Origin of the sequence: Aurantibacter sp., assembly GCF_042094015.1 — a bacterium.
GTDB lineage: Bacteria > Bacteroidota > Bacteroidia > Flavobacteriales > Flavobacteriaceae > Aurantibacter.
This window is the reverse complement of record NZ_JBELDZ010000053.1, coordinates 1-17,085: the sequence shown is the minus strand read 5'-3', so window position 1 is coordinate 17,085 and position 17,085 is coordinate 1. Positions and strand designations below refer to the sequence as shown.

Sequence of the window (17,085 nt, the reverse complement as noted above, 5' to 3'; positions counted from 1 at the left end):
TAGAGTACGCAACAGCAAATCGTCATTACGCTCACGTTGACTGTCCAGGTCACGCCGATTACGTAAAGAATATGGTAACTGGTGCTGCTCAAATGGATGGTGCTATTTTAGTTGTTGCGGCAACCGATGGTCCAATGCCACAAACTCGTGAGCATATATTATTAGGTCGTCAAGTAGGAATTCCTCGTATGGTTGTTTTCTTGAATAAAGTTGATATGGTTGATGATGAGGAGCTTTTAGAGCTTGTTGATATGGAGGTTAGAGATTTATTATCGTTCTATGAGTATGATGGTGATAATGGGCCTGTGGTTTCTGGTTCGGCTCTTGGTGCACTTAATGGTGAGCAAAAATGGGTTGACACAGTAATGGAGCTTATGGCGCAAGTTGATGCTTGGATTGAAGAGCCTTTGAGAGAGGTTGATAAGGATTTCTTAATGCCTATTGAAGATGTATTCTCTATTACAGGTCGTGGTACTGTTGCAACTGGTCGTATAGAGACTGGAATTGCTAATACTGGAGATCCTGTTGAGATTATTGGTATGGGTGCTGAAAAATTGACTTCTACTATTACAGGAATTGAGATGTTCCGTCAGATATTAGATAGAGGTGAAGCTGGTGATAACGCTGGTATCTTGTTAAGAGGTATTGAAAAATCTCAAATTTCAAGAGGTATGGTAATCTGTAAGCCAGGTTCTGTAACCCCTCATGCTAAATTTAAAGCGGAGGTTTATATTCTTAAAAAAGAAGAAGGTGGGCGTCATACGCCATTCCATAATAACTACCGTCCTCAGTTTTATGTGCGTACAACTGATGTAACAGGAAATATTGCTTTACCTGATGGCGTTGAGATGGTTATGCCAGGGGATAACTTAACGATTCATGTTGACTTAATTCAGCCTATCGCATTAAATATTGGTTTACGTTTTGCTATCCGTGAAGGAGGTAGAACTGTTGGAGCTGGTCAGGTAACTGAGATTTTAGACTAATTAAAAGTTTATAAATAATAGGTTTAAGGTGTTGCGTTTTGCGTAACACCTTAGCTTATATTTACGGGCGTAGCTCAGTTGGTAGAGCACTGGTCTCCAAAACCAGGTGTCGGGAGTTCGAGTCTCTCCGCCCGTGCATAAAAGTGAAATTGATTTATAGAAGCATTTTTTAGATCATAATTAAAAAGTATTTTAAACAATGGCAAGTGTAGCAAATTATATAAAAGAGTCTTTCGGAGAATTAAAGAATAATGTGTCTTGGACGCCTTGGCCTGAAGCTCAAAAATTAACTATAATAGTAGTTGTTTTTACCATATTATTTTCTCTTGCTATTTGGGGTGTTGATACTGTTTTTAGTAAGTTGATTGGTGAGTATTTTAATCTAATTAACGGTTAATAATTATGGCGGAAGTTACTGATAAAAAATGGTATGTTGTAAGAGCTGTTAGTGGTCAAGAGCATAAGATAAAAACCTATATTGAGAATGAAATAAATCGTTTAGGTTTACAGGATTATGTAGAACAAGTTTTAGTTCCTACCGAGAATGTCGTTCAAATTAGAAATGGTAAAAAAATACAGAAAGAAAAAGTTTACTTTAGTGGTTACATTATGATTAAGGCTAATCTTTCAGGTGAGATTCCTCATATAATTAAAGGTATCACTAACGTTATAGGTTTTTTAGGGGCAACTAAAGGAGGAGATCCTTTGCCGTTAAGACAATCTGAAGTAAATAGGATGCTTGGTAAAGTAGATGAGCTTACAGTAGATACTAATTCAAGTGTTGTAATTCCTTTTACAACAGGAGAAACTGTTAAAGTTATAGATGGGCCGTTTAATGGTTTTGATGGTGTTGTAGAGAATATAAATGAAGAAAAGCGTAAGTTAGAGGTGATGGTTAAAATTTTCGGAAGAAAAACACCATTGGAACTAAGTTATATGCAGGTAGAGAAAATTTAATAATTGTTACATATAAATGATTGTAATTAGGCTTCCAAAATTAATTATAATCAACTAAATTATTTAAAATGGCAAAAGAATTAGGTAAAGTAGTTAAGTTACAAGTAAGGGGAGGTGCAGCGAATCCGTCGCCACCGGTTGGACCCGCTTTAGGAGCTGCTGGAGTTAATATTATGGAGTTTTGTAAGCAGTTTAATGCTAGAACTCAGGATAAAGCCGGTAAGGTTTTACCAGTTGTAATATCTGTTTATAAGGATAAGTCTTTTGACTTTCTTATTAAGACACCTCCCGCAGCTGTACAATTATTAGAAGCGGCCAAAATTAAGAGTGGATCAGGTGAACCAAACCGAAAAAAAGTAGCTAAAGTATCTTGGGATCAAGTAAAAACTATCGCAGAAGACAAAATGGTAGATTTAAATGCATTTACAATTGAATCTGCTATGAAGATGATTGCTGGTACTGCAAGATCAATGGGTATTACAGTAACTGGTAATGGACCAAATTAATCTACAAAAAATTAAAGATGGCAAGATTAACTAAAAAACAAAAAGAAGCTGTAGCTAAGATTGAAAAGGATAAAGTTTATTCTTTAAATGAAGCTTCAGCATTAGTAAAAGAAATTACGAATGCTAAGTTTGATGCATCTGTAGATTTAGCAATTCGTTTAGGAGTAGATCCTAGGAAAGCTAATCAAATGGTTAGAGGCGTTGTATCTCTTCCTCATGGTACAGGTAAGGATGTTAAGGTTTTAGCATTAGTTACTCCAGATAAAGAAGCAGAAGCAAAAGAAGCTGGTGCTGATTATGTTGGACTAAATGAATATTTAGATAAAATAAAGAGCGGTTGGACAGATGTTGATGTAATTATCACTATGCCAAGTGTTATGGGTAAATTAGGTCCTTTAGGACGTGTATTAGGTCCTCGTGGTTTAATGCCTAACCCTAAAACAGGTACTGTAACTATGGATATTGCTAAGGCAGTAACTGAAGTTAAAGCTGGTAAAATCGACTTTAAAGTTGATAAAACTGGAATTGTTCATGCGGCAATTGGAAAAGTATCTTTTAGTGCTGATAAAATCCAAGAGAACGCAAATGAATTATTAACAACATTAATTAAACTTAAACCAACTGCATCTAAAGGTGTTTATGTGAAAAGTATTTTCATGTCTAGTACTATGAGTCCTAGTATTGCTGTTGATGTTAAAATAGGTTTATAGTTAAAATACTTTTATTATGACAAGAGAAGAAAAATCACAAGTAATTAAAGACTTAACTGTAGATTTAGGATCAAATGCTAATTTTTATTTAGCTGATATCTCAGGTTTAAATGCAGTTAATACATCTAATTTACGTCGCGCTTGTTTTAAAGCTAACGTTAAATTATCAGTAATTAAGAATACCCTTTTAGAGAAAGCTATGGAAGCTTCAGATAAAGATTATGGAGATCTTGCATCTGTTTTAAAAGGTAATACATCTATTATGTATTCTGAGACTGGAAATGCTCCAGCTAAGATTATTAAAGAATTTCGTAAGAAGGCAGATAAGCCACTTTTAAAAGGTGCTTTTATTGAAGAAGCTGTTTATCTTGGAGATGATCAATTGGATACATTAGTAAACATAAAATCTCGTGAGGAATTACTTGGAGATATTATTGGATTACTTCAATCTCCTGCTAAAAATGTTATATCAGCACTTCAATCTAGTGGTGGTAAACTTGCAGGTATTATTAAAACGTTATCTGAAAAATAAGATAACACATAGAGCTAACGCACTTTACAATTAAAATAAATTAAAAAATTAAAACGGTAGAAAAATGGCAGAATTAAAAGATTTCGCAGAACAATTAGTTAACTTATCAGTTAAAGAAGTTAATGAATTAGCAACTATATTAAAAGATGAGTATGGTATTGAGCCTGCAGCAGCTGCTGTAGTAGCTGGACCTGCTGCTGGTGGTGCTGATGCTGCTGAAGAAAAGAGTGAATTTGATGTAGTATTAAAAGCTGCAGGAGGATCTAAATTAGCGGTTGTAAAATTAGTTAAGGAATTAACTGGTTTAGGTTTAAAAGAAGCTAAAGGATTAGTTGATGATACTCCAAGTAACATTAAAGAAGCTGTTTCTAAAGATGAAGCAGAAGCTTTAAAAGCTCAGTTAGAAGAAGCTGGAGCAGAGGTTGAGCTTAAGTAAGCTTACCACATAATTTTTACAAAGGTTTAGGTCTGGAGAGTTGTCTCTAAGACCTAAACCATTTGTCGTATATAGTTAAATACTATATAAATTACTTTTTTTTAATCAAAATTTCGTCCATTGATGTTAGTAACACAAGCTGAAAGATTAAATTTCTCTTCTATTATAAATAGAACAGAATATCCTGATTTTATGGATATTCAGATAAAATCCTTCCAGGATTTTTTCCAGTTAGAAACAAAATCTGATGAAAGAGGCAATGAAGGTCTTTATAATACCTTCATGGAAAACTTTCCAATTACAGATACACGTAACCAATTCGTATTAGAATTTTTAGACTATTTTGTTGATCCACCTAGGTACCATATTAATGAGTGTATTGAAAGAGGTTTAACTTATAGTGTGCCACTTAAAGCACGATTAAAATTATATTGTACGGATCCTGAACATGAAGATTTTGAGACTATTGTTCAAGATGTTTACTTAGGAACAATTCCTTATATGACACCTTCAGGTACATTTTGTATTAATGGTGCTGAGCGTGTTGTAGTATCTCAATTACATCGTTCTCCAGGTGTGTTCTTTGGACAATCTTTTCATGCAAATGGAACAAAATTATATTCTGCAAGAGTTATTCCTTTTAAAGGATCTTGGATTGAATTTGCTACAGATATCAATCAAGTGATGTATGCTTACATCGACAGAAAGAAAAAGCTTCCTGTTACAACTTTATTTAGAGCAATTGGGTTCGAAAGAGATAAAGATATTTTAGAAATTTTTGATCTAGCCGAAGAAATTAAAGTTTCTAAAACAGGTTTAAAAAAATACATAGGCCGTAAACTTGCTGCTCGTGTTTTAAATACATGGCATGAAGATTTCGTTGATGAAGATACTGGTGAAGTAGTCTCTATAGAACGTAACGAAATTGTTTTAGACCGTGATACAGAATTAGATAAAGAAAATATTGAGGAGATTCTTGAAATTGGTGTAAAAACTGTTTTACTTCATAAAGAGGCTGCTCAACAAGGTGATTATGCTATTATTCATAATACACTTCAAAAAGATCCTACCAATTCAGAAAAAGAAGCGGTAGAACATATCTATAGACAATTACGTAATGCTGAGCCGCCAGATGAGGAGACAGCACGTGGTATTATAGATAAGTTATTCTTTAGTGATCAACGTTATTCTTTAGGAGAAGTTGGACGTTATAGAATGAATAAAAAATTGCAGTTAGATATTGGTATGGATAAGCAAGTGCTTACCAAAGAAGATATTATAACTATTATAAAATATTTAATTGAATTAATCAATTCTAAAGCTGAAATTGATGATATTGATCACTTATCTAACCGTCGTGTACGTACAGTTGGAGAGCAATTATCTTCTCAGTTTGGTGTTGGTTTAGCTCGTATGGCTCGTACTATTCGTGAGCGTATGAATGTTCGTGATAACGAAGTTTTTACACCAATAGATTTAATTAATGCAAAGACTTTGTCGTCTGTAATTAATTCTTTCTTTGGGACAAATCAATTATCTCAGTTTATGGATCAAACCAATCCATTAGCTGAAATTACTCACAAACGTCGTTTGTCCGCTTTAGGACCTGGAGGTTTGTCTAGAGAAAGAGCAGGATTTGAGGTTCGTGATGTTCACTATACACATTATGGAAGGCTTTGTCCAATTGAAACTCCTGAAGGACCGAATATTGGATTAATTTCATCATTATCTGTTTATGCTAAAGTAAATTCTATGGGGTTCATTGAAACTCCTTATAGAAAAGTAACAGATGGAGTAGTTGATATTTCAAATACACCTACTTACTTAAGTGCAGAAGAGGAAGAAGATAAATTAATTGCTCAAGCTACCGTAAAAGTTAATGATAGTGGAAAGATTCTACACGACAAAGTTATTGCTCGTATGGAAGGTGATTTCCCTGTTATTGACCCTAAGGAGATTCATTATACAGATGTAGCACCAAACCAAATCTCTTCAATCTCTGCATCTTTAATTCCATTTTTGGAACATGATGATGCCAATCGTGCATTAATGGGGTCTAACATGATGCGTCAGGCAGTACCTTTATTAAGACCTCAGGCTCCAATTGTAGGAACAGGTCTTGAAAAACAAGTAGCTTCTGATTCTCGTGTATTGGTTAACGCAGAAGGTAATGGTGTTATAGAGTATGTTGATGCAAATGAAATTGTTATTAAATACGAAAGAACTGAAGATGATGCTAAGGTGAGTTTTGATAGTGATGTTAAAACATATCCTTTAGTTAAATTCAGAAAGACGAATCAAGGAACTTCTATTAATTTAACGCCTCTTGTTAAAAAAGGTGATAAGGTTGTTAAAGGCCAAGTACTATCTGAAGGTTATGCAACCCAAAAAGGTGAATTAGCTTTAGGTCGTAATATGAAAGTTGCTTTTATGCCTTGGAAAGGTTATAATTTTGAGGATGCTATTGTAATATCTGAAAAAGTTGTGCGTGAAGATATATTTACGTCTATTCATATTGATGAATATTCTTTAGATGTAAGAGATACAAAATTAGGTAACGAAGAGTTAACTAACGATATTCCTAATGTTTCTGAAGAGGCAACAAAAGACCTTGATGAAAATGGAATGATTCGTATTGGTGCAGAGGTTAAACCTGGTGATATTTTAATTGGAAAAATTACACCAAAAGGAGAATCTGATCCAACACCTGAAGAAAAATTACTTCGTGCTATTTTTGGTGATAAAGCTGGAGATGTTAAAGATGCATCTTTAAAAGCATCACCTTCATTACATGGAGTTGTTATTAACAAGAAGTTATTTTCTCGTGCAGTAAAAGATAAAAGAAAGAGAGCTCAGGATAAAGAAGATATTTCTAAATTAGAATCTTCTTACCATGTTAAGTTTTCAGAATTACAAGAACGTTTAGTTGAAAAGTTATTCTCTATTGTTAATGGAAAAACTTCTCAAGGTATTTTTAATGATTTAGGTGAAGAAGTACTACCAAAAGGTAAGAAATTCACTTTGAAAATGTTAAACGCAGTCGATGATTATACACATTTAACTAGCGGAACTTGGACTACAGATGAGCATACAAATAATCTAGTTATTGAATTAATTCATAACTATAAAATTAAAGAAAACGATTTACAAGGTTCTTTAAGACGTGAGAAATTTACAATATCTGTAGGTGATGAGTTACCTGCAGGAATTATAAAATTAGCTAAAGTTTATGTAGCTAAAAAGCGTAAACTGAAAGTTGGAGATAAAATGGCTGGTCGTCACGGTAACAAAGGTATTGTTGCACGTATTGTTCGTCAAGAAGATATGCCTTTCTTAGAAGATGGAACTCCGGTTGATATCGTTCTAAATCCATTAGGTGTTCCATCTCGTATGAATATTGGACAGATTTATGAAACTGTTTTAGGATGGGCAGGACAAGACTTAGGTCGTACTTTTGCTACACCAATTTTTGATGGAGCTACTATAGATGAAATAAATGAATTAACAGACGAAGCAGGTATTCCGCGTTACGGACATACGTATTTATACGATGGTGGAACAGGACAACGTTTTGATCAACCAGCAACTGTTGGTGTGATTTATATGCTAAAACTTGGGCATATGGTTGATGATAAGATGCATGCTCGTTCTATTGGACCATATTCTCTTATAACACAACAACCTTTAGGTGGTAAAGCACAATTTGGAGGTCAGCGTTTTGGAGAAATGGAAGTTTGGGCTTTAGAGGCTTATGGAGCATCTGCAACACTAAGAGAAATTCTTACAGTAAAATCGGATGATGTTATTGGTAGAGCAAAAACTTACGAAGCTATCGTAAAAGGTGAGCCAATGCCAGAACCAGGATTACCTGAATCTTTTAACGTACTTATGCACGAATTAAAAGGTTTAGCATTAGATATTAGATTAGAGCAGTAAAAAATAGTTTACAGTATTCAGTCAGCAGTAATTACTGCGACTGAATACTGAATACTGAAAACTATAAAGAAATGGCAAGAAAACAAGATAACAATACAGTACAGAAGTTTAATAATATTTCTATTGGTTTAGCATCACCAGAATCTATCTTAGCAGAATCTAGAGGTGAAGTTTTAAAGCCTGAAACTATTAATTATCGTACACATAAACCAGAAAGAGATGGTTTATTCTGTGAGCGTATTTTTGGTCCTGTAAAAGACTACGAATGTGCTTGTGGTAAATATAAAAGAATTCGCTACAAAGGTATAGTTTGTGACCGTTGTGGTGTAGAGGTAACAGAAAAGAAAGTACGTCGTGACCGCGTTGGACATATTAATTTAGTAGTTCCTGTGGCGCACATTTGGTATTTCCGTTCTTTACCAAACAAAATAGGATATTTATTAGGATTACCATCTAAGAAATTAGATATGATTATTTACTACGAACGTTACGTAGTAATTCAAGCTGGTACTGCTAAAAATGCAGAAGGAGAACCATTACAAAAAATGGACTTCTTAACAGAAGAAGAGTATTTAGATATTGCTGAAGCTATTGGTGTTGAAAACCAATACTTAGATGATGAAGACCCAAATAAGTTTATTGCCAAAATGGGAGCTGAATGTTTAATTGATTTGTTATCTCGTATCGATTTAGATGCGTTATCTTATGAATTAAGACATAAAGCAAATACAGAAACATCTAAGCAACGTAAAACAGAAGCGTTAAAACGCTTACAAGTTGTACAAGCCATTCGTGAATCTAACGAACATAGAGAGAATCGTCCAGAATGGATGATTTTAAAAGTTGTTCCAATTATCCCACCAGAATTAAGACCTTTAGTGCCTTTAGATGGTGGTCGTTTTGCAACATCAGACTTAAATGATTTATACCGTCGTGTTATTATTCGTAACAATCGTTTAAAACGTTTAGTTGAAATTAAAGCACCAGAAGTTATTTTGCGTAATGAGAAGCGTATGTTACAAGAATCTGTAGATTCTTTATTAGATAACACACGTAAATCATCAGCTGTAAAAACGGATTCTAATAGACCATTAAAATCATTATCAGATTCATTAAAAGGAAAACAAGGACGTTTTCGTCAGAACTTACTTGGTAAGCGTGTAGATTATTCAGCACGTTCTGTAATTGTTGTTGGACCAGAATTAAGATTATTTGAATGTGGATTGCCTAAAAATATGGCAGCCGAATTATACAAGCCTTTTGTTATTCGTAAGTTAATAGAAAGAGGTATCGTTAAAACGGTAAAATCTGCTAAAAAAATTATAGATAAAAAAGAACCTGTAGTTTGGGATATTTTAGAGAATGTTTTAAAAGGACATCCAGTTCTTTTAAATCGTGCTCCTACGCTTCACCGTTTAGGTATACAAGCATTTCAGCCTAAGTTAATAGAAGGTAAAGCTATTCAACTTCACCCATTAGCTTGTGCGGCTTTTAATGCAGATTTTGATGGAGATCAAATGGCTGTTCACTTACCATTAGGACCAGAGGCTATTCTTGAGGCGCAAATGTTAATGTTAGCATCTCACAATATCTTAAATCCAGCAAATGGTGCTCCAGTAACTGTACCTTCTCAGGATATGGTGCTAGGTCTTTATTATATGACTAAATTACGTCGTTCTACTAAAGATTTAATTATTAAAGGAGAAGGATTAACTTTCTATTCTGCAGAAGAAGTAAACATTGCTTATAACGAGCAAAAAGTGGACTTAAACGCACCTATTAAAGTAAGAGCAAAAGACTTTAATGAAGAAGGGGAATTGGTTTATCAAATTATAGAGACAACCGTTGGTCGTGTACTTTTCAATGAAAATGTACCTGAAGTAGCTGGTTATATAAATGAAGTATTAACTAAGAAATCTTTAAGAGATATTATTGGTGATATTTTAAAAGTGACTTCTGTTCCAGAAACAGCTGATTTCTTAGATAGTATTAAAACGTTAGGATATAATTTCGCCTTTAAAGGTGGATTATCGTTTAGTTTAGGAGATATTATTATCCCACCAGAAAAACAATCTATGATTGATGCTGCAAATGTTAAAGTTGACGGGATTACTGGAAACTATAATATGGGACTTATTACTAATAATGAACGTTATAACCAGGTTATTGATATTTGGACTTCTACAAATGCAGAGTTGACAGAATTGTCAATGAAACGTATTCGTGAAGATCAACAAGGATTTAACTCAGTATATATGATGCTTGATTCTGGAGCTCGTGGATCTAAAGAACAGATTCGCCAGTTAACAGGTATGCGTGGATTAATGGCTAAGCCTAAAAAATCTACAGCTGGTGGAGGATCAATTATTGAAAATCCAATTCTTTCTAACTTTAAAGAAGGACTTTCAATTTTAGAATACTTTATTTCTACTCACGGTGCTCGTAAAGGTCTTGCCGATACAGCATTAAAAACTGCCGATGCAGGTTATTTAACACGTCGTTTAGTAGATGTATCACAAGATGTTATTGTAAATAGTGTTGATTGTGGTACTTTAAGAGGTGTAGAAGTTTCAGCTTTAAAGAAAAATGATGAAGTTGTTGAGAAACTACAAGATCGTATTGTTGGACGTATTTCATTAAACGATGTTTATGATGTTGTTTCTGAAGAAATCCTAGCAGAAGAAGGTCAGTTAATTGATGATGTTATTGCAAAGCGTATTGAAGACTCTTCTGTAGATTCTGTAGAAGTTCGTTCTCCATTAACTTGCGAAGCTAAAAAAGGGATTTGTGCTCAATGTTACGGTCGTAACCTTGCTACCAATAAAATGGTGCAAAGAGGTGAAGCTGTTGGTGTTGTAGCTGCTCAATCTATTGGTGAGCCAGGAACTCAGTTAACATTACGTACATTCCACGTAGGTGGTATTGCTGGTAATATTTCTGAAGATAATAAATTAGAAGTTCGTTTTAATGGAGTTGCAGAAATTGAAGATCTTAAGACTGTTAAGTCTAAAGATAATGACGGTAATGAAATAGATGTTGTTATTTCTAGAACATCAGAATTAAAGCTTACTGATAAGAAAACAGGTATTACCTTAAGCACAAACAATATACCTTACGGTTCTACTATTTTGGTTAAAAACGGAGATAAGTTGACTAAAGGCGATGTAGTTTGTACATGGGATCCATATAATGGTGTAATTGTTTCTGAATTTGCTGGTAAAGTTCGTTATGAGAATCTTGAACAAGGAGTTACTTATCAAGTTGAAATTGATGAACAAACTGGTTTCCAAGAAAAAGTAATCTCTGAATCAAGAAATAAAAAATTAATACCAACATTAATTATTGAAGATGCTAAAGGCGAAGCTATTCGTTCTTACAACTTACCAGTTGGAGCGCATATAATGATTGATGATGCTGAAAAGGTTGAAATAGGAAAGATTTTAGTTAAGATTCCACGTAAATCTGCTAAGGCAGGTGATATTACTGGAGGTCTACCTCGTGTAACAGAATTGTTTGAAGCACGTAACCCTTCTAATCCAGCTGTAGTTAGTGCAGTAGATGGAGTAGTGTCTTTTGGTAAAATTAAACGTGGTAATCGTGAGATTATTGTTGAGTCTAAATTAGGGGATATTAAGAAATACTTAGTTAAGTTATCAAGTCAGATTTTAGTACAAGAAAATGACTTTATTAAGGCAGGTATGCCTTTATCTGATGGTTCAATAACACCAAACGATATATTAAATATTAAAGGACCTTCAGCTGTACAACAATACTTAGTAAACGAAGTTCAAGAAGTTTATCGTTTACAAGGTGTTAAAATTAACGATAAGCACTTTGAGGTTGTTGTTAGACAAATGATGCGTAAAGTTAGAGTTATAGACTCTGGTGATACTATTTTCTTAGAAGACCAATTATGTCATAAGTCAGACTTTATTGAAGAAAATGATGATATTTTCGGAAAGAAAGTTGTTGAAGATGCAGGAGATTCTTCTACTTTAAAAGAAGGTCAGATTATTACTGCGTTCCAATTACGTGATGAAAATTCAATACTTAAACGTGAAGATAAAAAGTTAGTTGTTGCAAGAGATGCAAGACCAGCAACAGCAACACCAATCTTACAAGGTATTACAAGAGCTTCATTACAGACTAAATCGTTTATATCTGCAGCATCATTCCAAGAAACAACTAAAGTATTAAACGAAGCAGCAGTAGCTGGTAAGATAGATACTCTAGAAGGTCTTAAGGAAAATGTTATTGTTGGTCATAGAATACCAGCAGGAACAGGAATGCGTTCTTATGAAAAGATTATAGTTGGTTCTAAAGAAGAATTTGACGAAATGCTTAAAGTAAAGCAAGAAGCTAATTTAAATTAAATAAGACTTTTTAATTCAAAACTTTAAAAATTTGAATTAATTAATATTATAGATTATATAAAAAAGTCCTGTTTGTAAAACAGGATTTTTTTTTGAATTAAGAAATTAATACTCATTAATTTTAAAAGAAAAAATAAATTTATAAAATGGAAAATAATAACGATAAAAAATCAAAGCAAGGACAAATCAATATAGAGTTAGATGAAGCAACCGCTGAAGGTGTTTATTCTAACTTAGCAATTATAAATCATTCTGTATCAGAATTTGTAGTAGACTTTGTTAAGATTATGCCAGGAACACCAAAGAGTAAAGTTAAATCAAGGATTATATTAACACCACAACATGCTAAACGTTTCTTAAAAGCGTTGAATGAAAACGTTGTTCGTTTCGAAAAGCAGCACGGAGAAATTAAAGATTCTGAACAACCTAATATTCCATTAAATTTTGGACCTACAGGTCAAGCATAAAACTTCAATTTAAATAATACAAAAAAAGACTTTCTTATATAGAAAGTCTTTTTTTGTATTATTATTTACTTAAATTCTGAAATTAAATGAAATATAATGCTTGGGTATTTTTGTTGAGTCATTTGTAAAGAAAATGATGAATCTGCTAAAAAGACTAGTTGTCCATGTTTATCTTTTGCTAAATAACGTTGTTTTACTTGTAAGAACTCTTTGAATTCAGAATTTTTAGGATCTTTTGCCTCAACCCAGCAAGCTTTAAAAACGTTTAAATTTTCATAAGTACATTTTGCACCATATTCATGCTCTAATCTATATTGTATAACTTCGTATTGAAGTGCTCCAACAGTACCTATTACTTTTCTTCCGTTTAATTCTAAGGTGAATAATTGAGCTACACCTTCATCCATTAATTGATCTATTCCTTTATATAGTTGTTTTGATTTTAAAGGATCTGCATTATTTATATATCTAAAGTGCTCTGGAGAAAAACTTGGTACACCTTTGTAGTTAAGAACTTCTCCTTCTGTTAATGTGTCTCCAATTTTAAAAGCACCGGTATCTTGTAAACCAACAATATCTCCTGGATATGATATATCTACAATTTCTTTTTTCTCAGCAAAAAAAGCATTTGGACTTGAGAATTTTACTTTTTTATTGTTTCTAACATGTAAATAAGGTGCGTTACGTTTAAATTCTCCAGAAACAATCTTAACGAAAGCTAAACGATTTCTATGATTAGGATCCATGTTGGCGTGTATTTTAAAAACAAATCCTGTAAATGTTTTCTCATCAGGTTTTACAAGTCTTTCATCACTTTGTTTAGCTCTTGGTTTTGGAGCAATTTCCACAAAACAATCTAATAATTCTCTAACTCCAAAGTTATTTAAAGCAGAACCAAAAAAGACTGGTTGCTGTTCTCCATTTAGATAATCTTCTTGATTAAATTTTGGATAAATACCTTCTACTAACTCTATTTCTTCTCTTAATTCGTTTGCAGATTTATCTCCTATTAATTCATTTAATTTGTTAGAAGTTAAATCATCTATTTCTATAGTTTCTTCTATATCTTTTCTGCTGTCACCACTAAAAAGATTAATATTCTTTTCCCAAATATTATAAATCCCTTTAAAGTCATAACCCATTCCAATAGGAAAACTTAGCGGACAAACTTTTAAACCTAATTTCTGTTCTACTTCATCTAAAAGTTCAAACGCATCTTTTCCTTCACGGTCCATTTTGTTTATAAAAACAATCATAGGTATGTTTCGCATTCTACAAACTTCAACTAATTTTTCGGTTTGTTCCTCAACACCTTTTGCTACATCAATTACAACTATAACACTATCTACAGCGGTTAAAGTTCTAAAAGTATCTTCAGCAAAGTCCTTATGACCAGGTGTGTCAAGAATATTTACTTTAATGCCATTATATTCAAAAGCTAGTACAGATGTTGCTACAGAAATACCACGTTGGCGTTCTATTTCCATAAAATCACTAGTAGCTCCTTTTTTAATCTTATTACTTTTTACTGCGCCAGCTTCTTGTATAGCTCCACCAAATAACAATAATTTTTCAGTTAATGTAGTTTTACCTGCATCTGGATGAGATATAATACCAAAAGTACGTCTGCGATTAATTTCTTCTATAAATGACATGGAGTAGAATTTTATGCAAATATATAAGTTCAATTTTAAACAACTACACTATATATTAAAGATTAAAGTAGTTTTATTAAATTAGTATTTTGAATAGTTTTAATGCCTTAGCTAGATAAAATTTACTTAAAATGTATTATTTACCGTTTGCTATTTCTTAAATTTGTATTGCTAAGATTATTATGAAAGAAGAACAAGTTATATTAGTAAACGAATTTGATGAGCAAATTGGTTTAATGCCAAAAATGGAGGCACACGAAAAAGCAGTTTTGCATCGTGCTTTTTCAGTTTTTATCTTTAATGATAAAAATGAAATGCTTTTACAACAGCGCGCAATAAGTAAATATCATTCTCCTGGATTATGGACAAATACATGTTGTAGCCATCAAAGAGAAGGAGAATCTAATATAGAAGCAGGAACAAGACGTTTGCAAGAAGAAATGGGATTTACTGCAGTACTTACGGAAACAACTTCGTTTATATATAAAGCGCCTTTTGAAAACGGACTTACCGAACATGAATTAGATCATATATTAATTGGTAATTATAACAATGACCCAATTATAAACCCTAATGAAGTTGAAGCTTTTAAATGGATGCGAACTGAGGATGTTAAAAATGATATTATTATAAATCCAGATAGTTATACAGCTTGGTTTAAAATAATATTCGATAAATTTTACGATTATATAAACATAACCAATGAGAGTAACAGTAAGTAGAAAAGCGCATTTTAATTCCGCACATAGACTTTACAGGAAAGATTGGTCTATGGAAAAAAATAATAGTGTTTTTGGTAAGTGTAATAATCCAAATTATCATGGGCATAATTATGAGTTAATTGCAAGTGTAACAGGAGAGATAGATGTTGAAACAGGTTTTGTTTTAGATGTCAAAATTTTAAAAAATATAATAAAAGAAGAAGTAGAAGATGCATTTGATCATAAAAACTTAAATCTTGATGTGCCAGAGTTTGAAAATTTAAATCCAACAGTAGAAAATATAGCAGTTGTTATTCATAAAAAAATAAAATCTAGATTGGCTTCTAATTTGGATTTAGAAGTTGTGTTATATGAAACACCGCGTAACTTCGTAACCTATTCAGGCTAATATGATTTCATTATACCCATTAAAGTTTGAACCAATTTTGAAAGAAAAAATTTGGGGAGGACAAAAATTACATCGTGTTTTAAATAAAAAAAGTGACTTACCAAATATTGGAGAAAGTTGGGAAGTTAGTGATGTGGAAGAAGATGTGTCTATTGTGTCTAATGGATTACTAAAAAACAAATCTCTTTCTAGTCTTTTAAAAAAATATAAAGAAGAATTAGTTGGTAATAAAAATTATAAAATATTTGGAGATAAATTTCCATTATTAATTAAGTTTATTGATGCACATAAAGATTTGTCAGTACAACTTCATCCTAACGATGAGTTAGCAAAAGAAAGACATAATTCTTTTGGGAAAACTGAGATGTGGTATATTATGCAAGCTGATAATGATTCAAATTTGATTATTGACTTCAAGGATAATATTACTAAAGAAGATTATTTAAATCATTTAGAAAGTAAGACACTTCCTGAAATATTAAATTTTGAAAAAGTAAATAACCAAGATGCTTATTTTATAGAAGTAGGCAGAATTCACGCTATATGTTCAGGAGTATTATTGGCAGAAATACAACAGACAAGCGATGTAACATATCGTGTTTTTGATTGGGATAGAGAAGACACTGAGGGCTCTAAAAGAGAATTACATATAGATAAAGCTCTAGATGCTATAGATTTCTCTATGGTTAAAGACTATAAGTTAGATTATTCTAAAAAAGAAAATAAATCTAACTTAATAAAATCATGTAATTACTTTACAACTAATTTTATTAAAATAAATACAACCCTAAATAAGAAAAATACATTTGATTCTTTTTTGGTTTATATGTGTATGTCTGGAGAAGTTATAGTTTCTGTAAATCAAATTAATTACAATCTAAAAAAAGGTGAAACAATTTTAATACCTGCATCTATAAATAATTTTAGTTTGGAATCTAAAAATGCAGAGTTGTTAGAAGTTTATGTTTAATTAAATACTTTGTATTAAATAATATTTATAAAGAATAAAAAACTATTTTTGCATTTCAAAATAAATTATCATGGCAAATAAAAGAGATTTAAAAAAAGACATTAATTACGTATTAGGAGATATTATTGAAGCTGTTTATGTATGGGAATATACTAATTCAGATAAGAATAATACTAAAAGTGAAGCTATTATAGATGAAGCTATTGTAACTTTTGATGAACTAATAGTAAGAGTAAACGATAAAAAAGTAGAAGATAAGAAAGCTCATTTTAAGGCAATCAATAAAGATTTAGAGACTAAAGGAATGGCTTTAATAGAAAAGATTAATTCGCTTTAAAAAAAAGTAATAAAAGGTTTGCAAATGTTGAAAAACATTTTAAATTTGCAACCGTTTTGCCGATGTAGCTCAGCTGGCTAGAGCAGCTGATTTGTAATCAGCAGGTCGTG

15 protein-coding genes and 1 tRNA gene are annotated in these 17,085 nt (G+C 32.3%); 15 read left to right on the top strand and 1 reads right to left on the bottom strand.

What is annotated here, in order from left to right; genetic code table 11:
* The 11 genes from tuf to ACFDSN_RS08530 all read left to right on the top strand — a co-directional run.
* Window positions 1–986, top strand: a 986-nt coding sequence (tuf, locus tag ACFDSN_RS08580) for an elongation factor Tu (RefSeq protein WP_375239436.1), incomplete at its 5' end; no start/stop codon positions are given.
* Window positions 987–1,049: 63 nt separating this feature from the next.
* Window positions 1,050–1,122 (top strand) — tRNA-Trp (locus ACFDSN_RS08575).
* Between the two features lie 63 nt (window positions 1,123–1,185).
* Window positions 1,186–1,383, top strand: coding sequence for a preprotein translocase subunit SecE (gene secE / locus ACFDSN_RS08570; protein WP_375239435.1), 198 nt, complete (start codon window positions 1,186–1,188; stop codon window positions 1,381–1,383).
* A gap of 5 nt (window positions 1,384–1,388) precedes the next feature.
* Entirely contained in the window at window positions 1,389–1,943 is a 555-nt protein-coding gene (gene nusG, locus ACFDSN_RS08565) for a transcription termination/antitermination protein NusG (RefSeq protein WP_375239434.1), read from the top strand.
* A 68-nt stretch (window positions 1,944–2,011) separates the two neighbouring features.
* Window positions 2,012–2,449 (top strand): 50S ribosomal protein L11, encoded by a 438-nt coding sequence (gene rplK, locus ACFDSN_RS08560; protein ID WP_375239433.1) that lies wholly within the window; start codon window positions 2,012–2,014, stop codon window positions 2,447–2,449.
* A gap of 17 nt (window positions 2,450–2,466) precedes the next feature.
* Window positions 2,467–3,159: a 50S ribosomal protein L1 gene (gene rplA / locus ACFDSN_RS08555; protein ID WP_375239432.1), complete on the top strand. Its 693-nt coding sequence runs from the start codon at window positions 2,467–2,469 to the stop codon at window positions 3,157–3,159.
* A 16-nt stretch (window positions 3,160–3,175) separates the two neighbouring features.
* Window positions 3,176–3,691 (top strand): 50S ribosomal protein L10, encoded by a 516-nt coding sequence (gene rplJ, locus ACFDSN_RS08550; RefSeq protein WP_375239431.1) that lies wholly within the window; start codon window positions 3,176–3,178, stop codon window positions 3,689–3,691.
* Window positions 3,692–3,755: 64 nt separating this feature from the next.
* Window positions 3,756–4,127: a 50S ribosomal protein L7/L12 gene (rplL, locus tag ACFDSN_RS08545; protein WP_375239430.1), complete on the top strand. Its 372-nt coding sequence runs from the start codon at window positions 3,756–3,758 to the stop codon at window positions 4,125–4,127.
* 123 nt (window positions 4,128–4,250) lie between these two features.
* Window positions 4,251–8,063, top strand: coding sequence for a DNA-directed RNA polymerase subunit beta (gene rpoB / locus ACFDSN_RS08540; protein WP_375239429.1), 3,813 nt, complete (start codon window positions 4,251–4,253; stop codon window positions 8,061–8,063).
* Window positions 8,064–8,134: 71 nt separating this feature from the next.
* Window positions 8,135–12,436 carry a DNA-directed RNA polymerase subunit beta' gene (gene rpoC, locus ACFDSN_RS08535; RefSeq protein WP_375239428.1) on the top strand — a complete coding sequence of 1,434 codons (4,302 nt, stop codon included), beginning with the start codon at window positions 8,135–8,137 and terminating at the stop codon, window positions 12,434–12,436.
* 146 nt (window positions 12,437–12,582) lie between these two features.
* Window positions 12,583–12,903, top strand: a complete 321-nt coding sequence (locus tag ACFDSN_RS08530) for a DUF3467 domain-containing protein (protein ID WP_375239427.1) — start codon at window positions 12,583–12,585, stop codon at window positions 12,901–12,903.
* Between the two features lie 65 nt (window positions 12,904–12,968).
* Here ACFDSN_RS08530 and ACFDSN_RS08525 read toward each other — a convergent pair whose 3' ends face one another.
* Window positions 12,969–14,558: a peptide chain release factor 3 gene (locus ACFDSN_RS08525; protein ID WP_375239426.1), complete on the bottom strand. Its 1,590-nt coding sequence runs from the start codon at window positions 14,556–14,558 to the stop codon at window positions 12,969–12,971.
* Between the two features lie 182 nt (window positions 14,559–14,740).
* Between ACFDSN_RS08525 and idi the strand changes: the two genes are divergently transcribed.
* The 4 genes from idi to ACFDSN_RS08505 all read left to right on the top strand — a co-directional run bounded on the left by idi (window position 14,741) and on the right by ACFDSN_RS08505 (window position 16,975).
* The gene (gene idi, locus ACFDSN_RS08520; protein ID WP_375239425.1) at window positions 14,741–15,280 is read left to right on the top strand and encodes an isopentenyl-diphosphate Delta-isomerase; all 540 of its coding nucleotides are present in this window, start codon (window positions 14,741–14,743) and stop codon (window positions 15,278–15,280) included.
* Window positions 15,261–15,668, top strand: coding sequence for a 6-pyruvoyl tetrahydropterin synthase family protein (locus ACFDSN_RS08515; protein WP_375239424.1), 408 nt, complete (start codon window positions 15,261–15,263; stop codon window positions 15,666–15,668). The genes idi and ACFDSN_RS08515 overlap by 20 nt, the downstream gene beginning before the upstream one ends.
* A 1-nt stretch (window position 15,669) precedes the next feature.
* The gene (locus tag ACFDSN_RS08510; protein WP_375239423.1) at window positions 15,670–16,638 is read left to right on the top strand and encodes a type I phosphomannose isomerase catalytic subunit; all 969 of its coding nucleotides are present in this window, start codon (window positions 15,670–15,672) and stop codon (window positions 16,636–16,638) included.
* Between the two features lie 70 nt (window positions 16,639–16,708).
* Entirely contained in the window at window positions 16,709–16,975 is a 267-nt protein-coding gene (locus tag ACFDSN_RS08505; protein WP_375239422.1) for a hypothetical protein, read from the top strand.
* Window positions 16,976–17,085 lie beyond the last annotated feature (110 nt).

Excerpts from the sequence above, each read along its gene's own strand:
- ACFDSN_RS08530 (WP_375239427.1), top strand. The coding sequence starts at position 12,583 with ATGGAAAATAATAACGATAAAAAATCAAAGCAAGGACAAATCAATATA.
- idi (WP_375239425.1), top strand. The coding sequence starts at position 14,741 with ATGAAAGAAGAACAAGTTATATTAGTAAACGAATTTGATGAGCAAATT.
- ACFDSN_RS08525 (WP_375239426.1), bottom strand. The coding sequence starts at position 14,558 with ATGTCATTTATAGAAGAAATTAATCGCAGACGTACTTTTGGTATTATA.
- rplK (WP_375239433.1), top strand. The coding sequence starts at position 2,012 with ATGGCAAAAGAATTAGGTAAAGTAGTTAAGTTACAAGTAAGGGGAGGT.
- rpoC (WP_375239428.1), top strand. The coding sequence starts at position 8,135 with ATGGCAAGAAAACAAGATAACAATACAGTACAGAAGTTTAATAATATT.
- secE (WP_375239435.1), top strand. The coding sequence starts at position 1,186 with ATGGCAAGTGTAGCAAATTATATAAAAGAGTCTTTCGGAGAATTAAAG.
- ACFDSN_RS08505 (WP_375239422.1), top strand. The coding sequence starts at position 16,709 with ATGGCAAATAAAAGAGATTTAAAAAAAGACATTAATTACGTATTAGGA.
- nusG (WP_375239434.1), top strand. The coding sequence starts at position 1,389 with ATGGCGGAAGTTACTGATAAAAAATGGTATGTTGTAAGAGCTGTTAGT.
- rplJ (WP_375239431.1), top strand. The coding sequence starts at position 3,176 with ATGACAAGAGAAGAAAAATCACAAGTAATTAAAGACTTAACTGTAGAT.
- rpoB (WP_375239429.1), top strand. The coding sequence starts at position 4,251 with ATGTTAGTAACACAAGCTGAAAGATTAAATTTCTCTTCTATTATAAAT.
- ACFDSN_RS08510 (WP_375239423.1), top strand. The coding sequence starts at position 15,670 with ATGATTTCATTATACCCATTAAAGTTTGAACCAATTTTGAAAGAAAAA.
- ACFDSN_RS08515 (WP_375239424.1), top strand. The coding sequence starts at position 15,261 with ATGAGAGTAACAGTAAGTAGAAAAGCGCATTTTAATTCCGCACATAGA.
- rplA (WP_375239432.1), top strand. The coding sequence starts at position 2,467 with ATGGCAAGATTAACTAAAAAACAAAAAGAAGCTGTAGCTAAGATTGAA.
- rplL (WP_375239430.1), top strand. The coding sequence starts at position 3,756 with ATGGCAGAATTAAAAGATTTCGCAGAACAATTAGTTAACTTATCAGTT.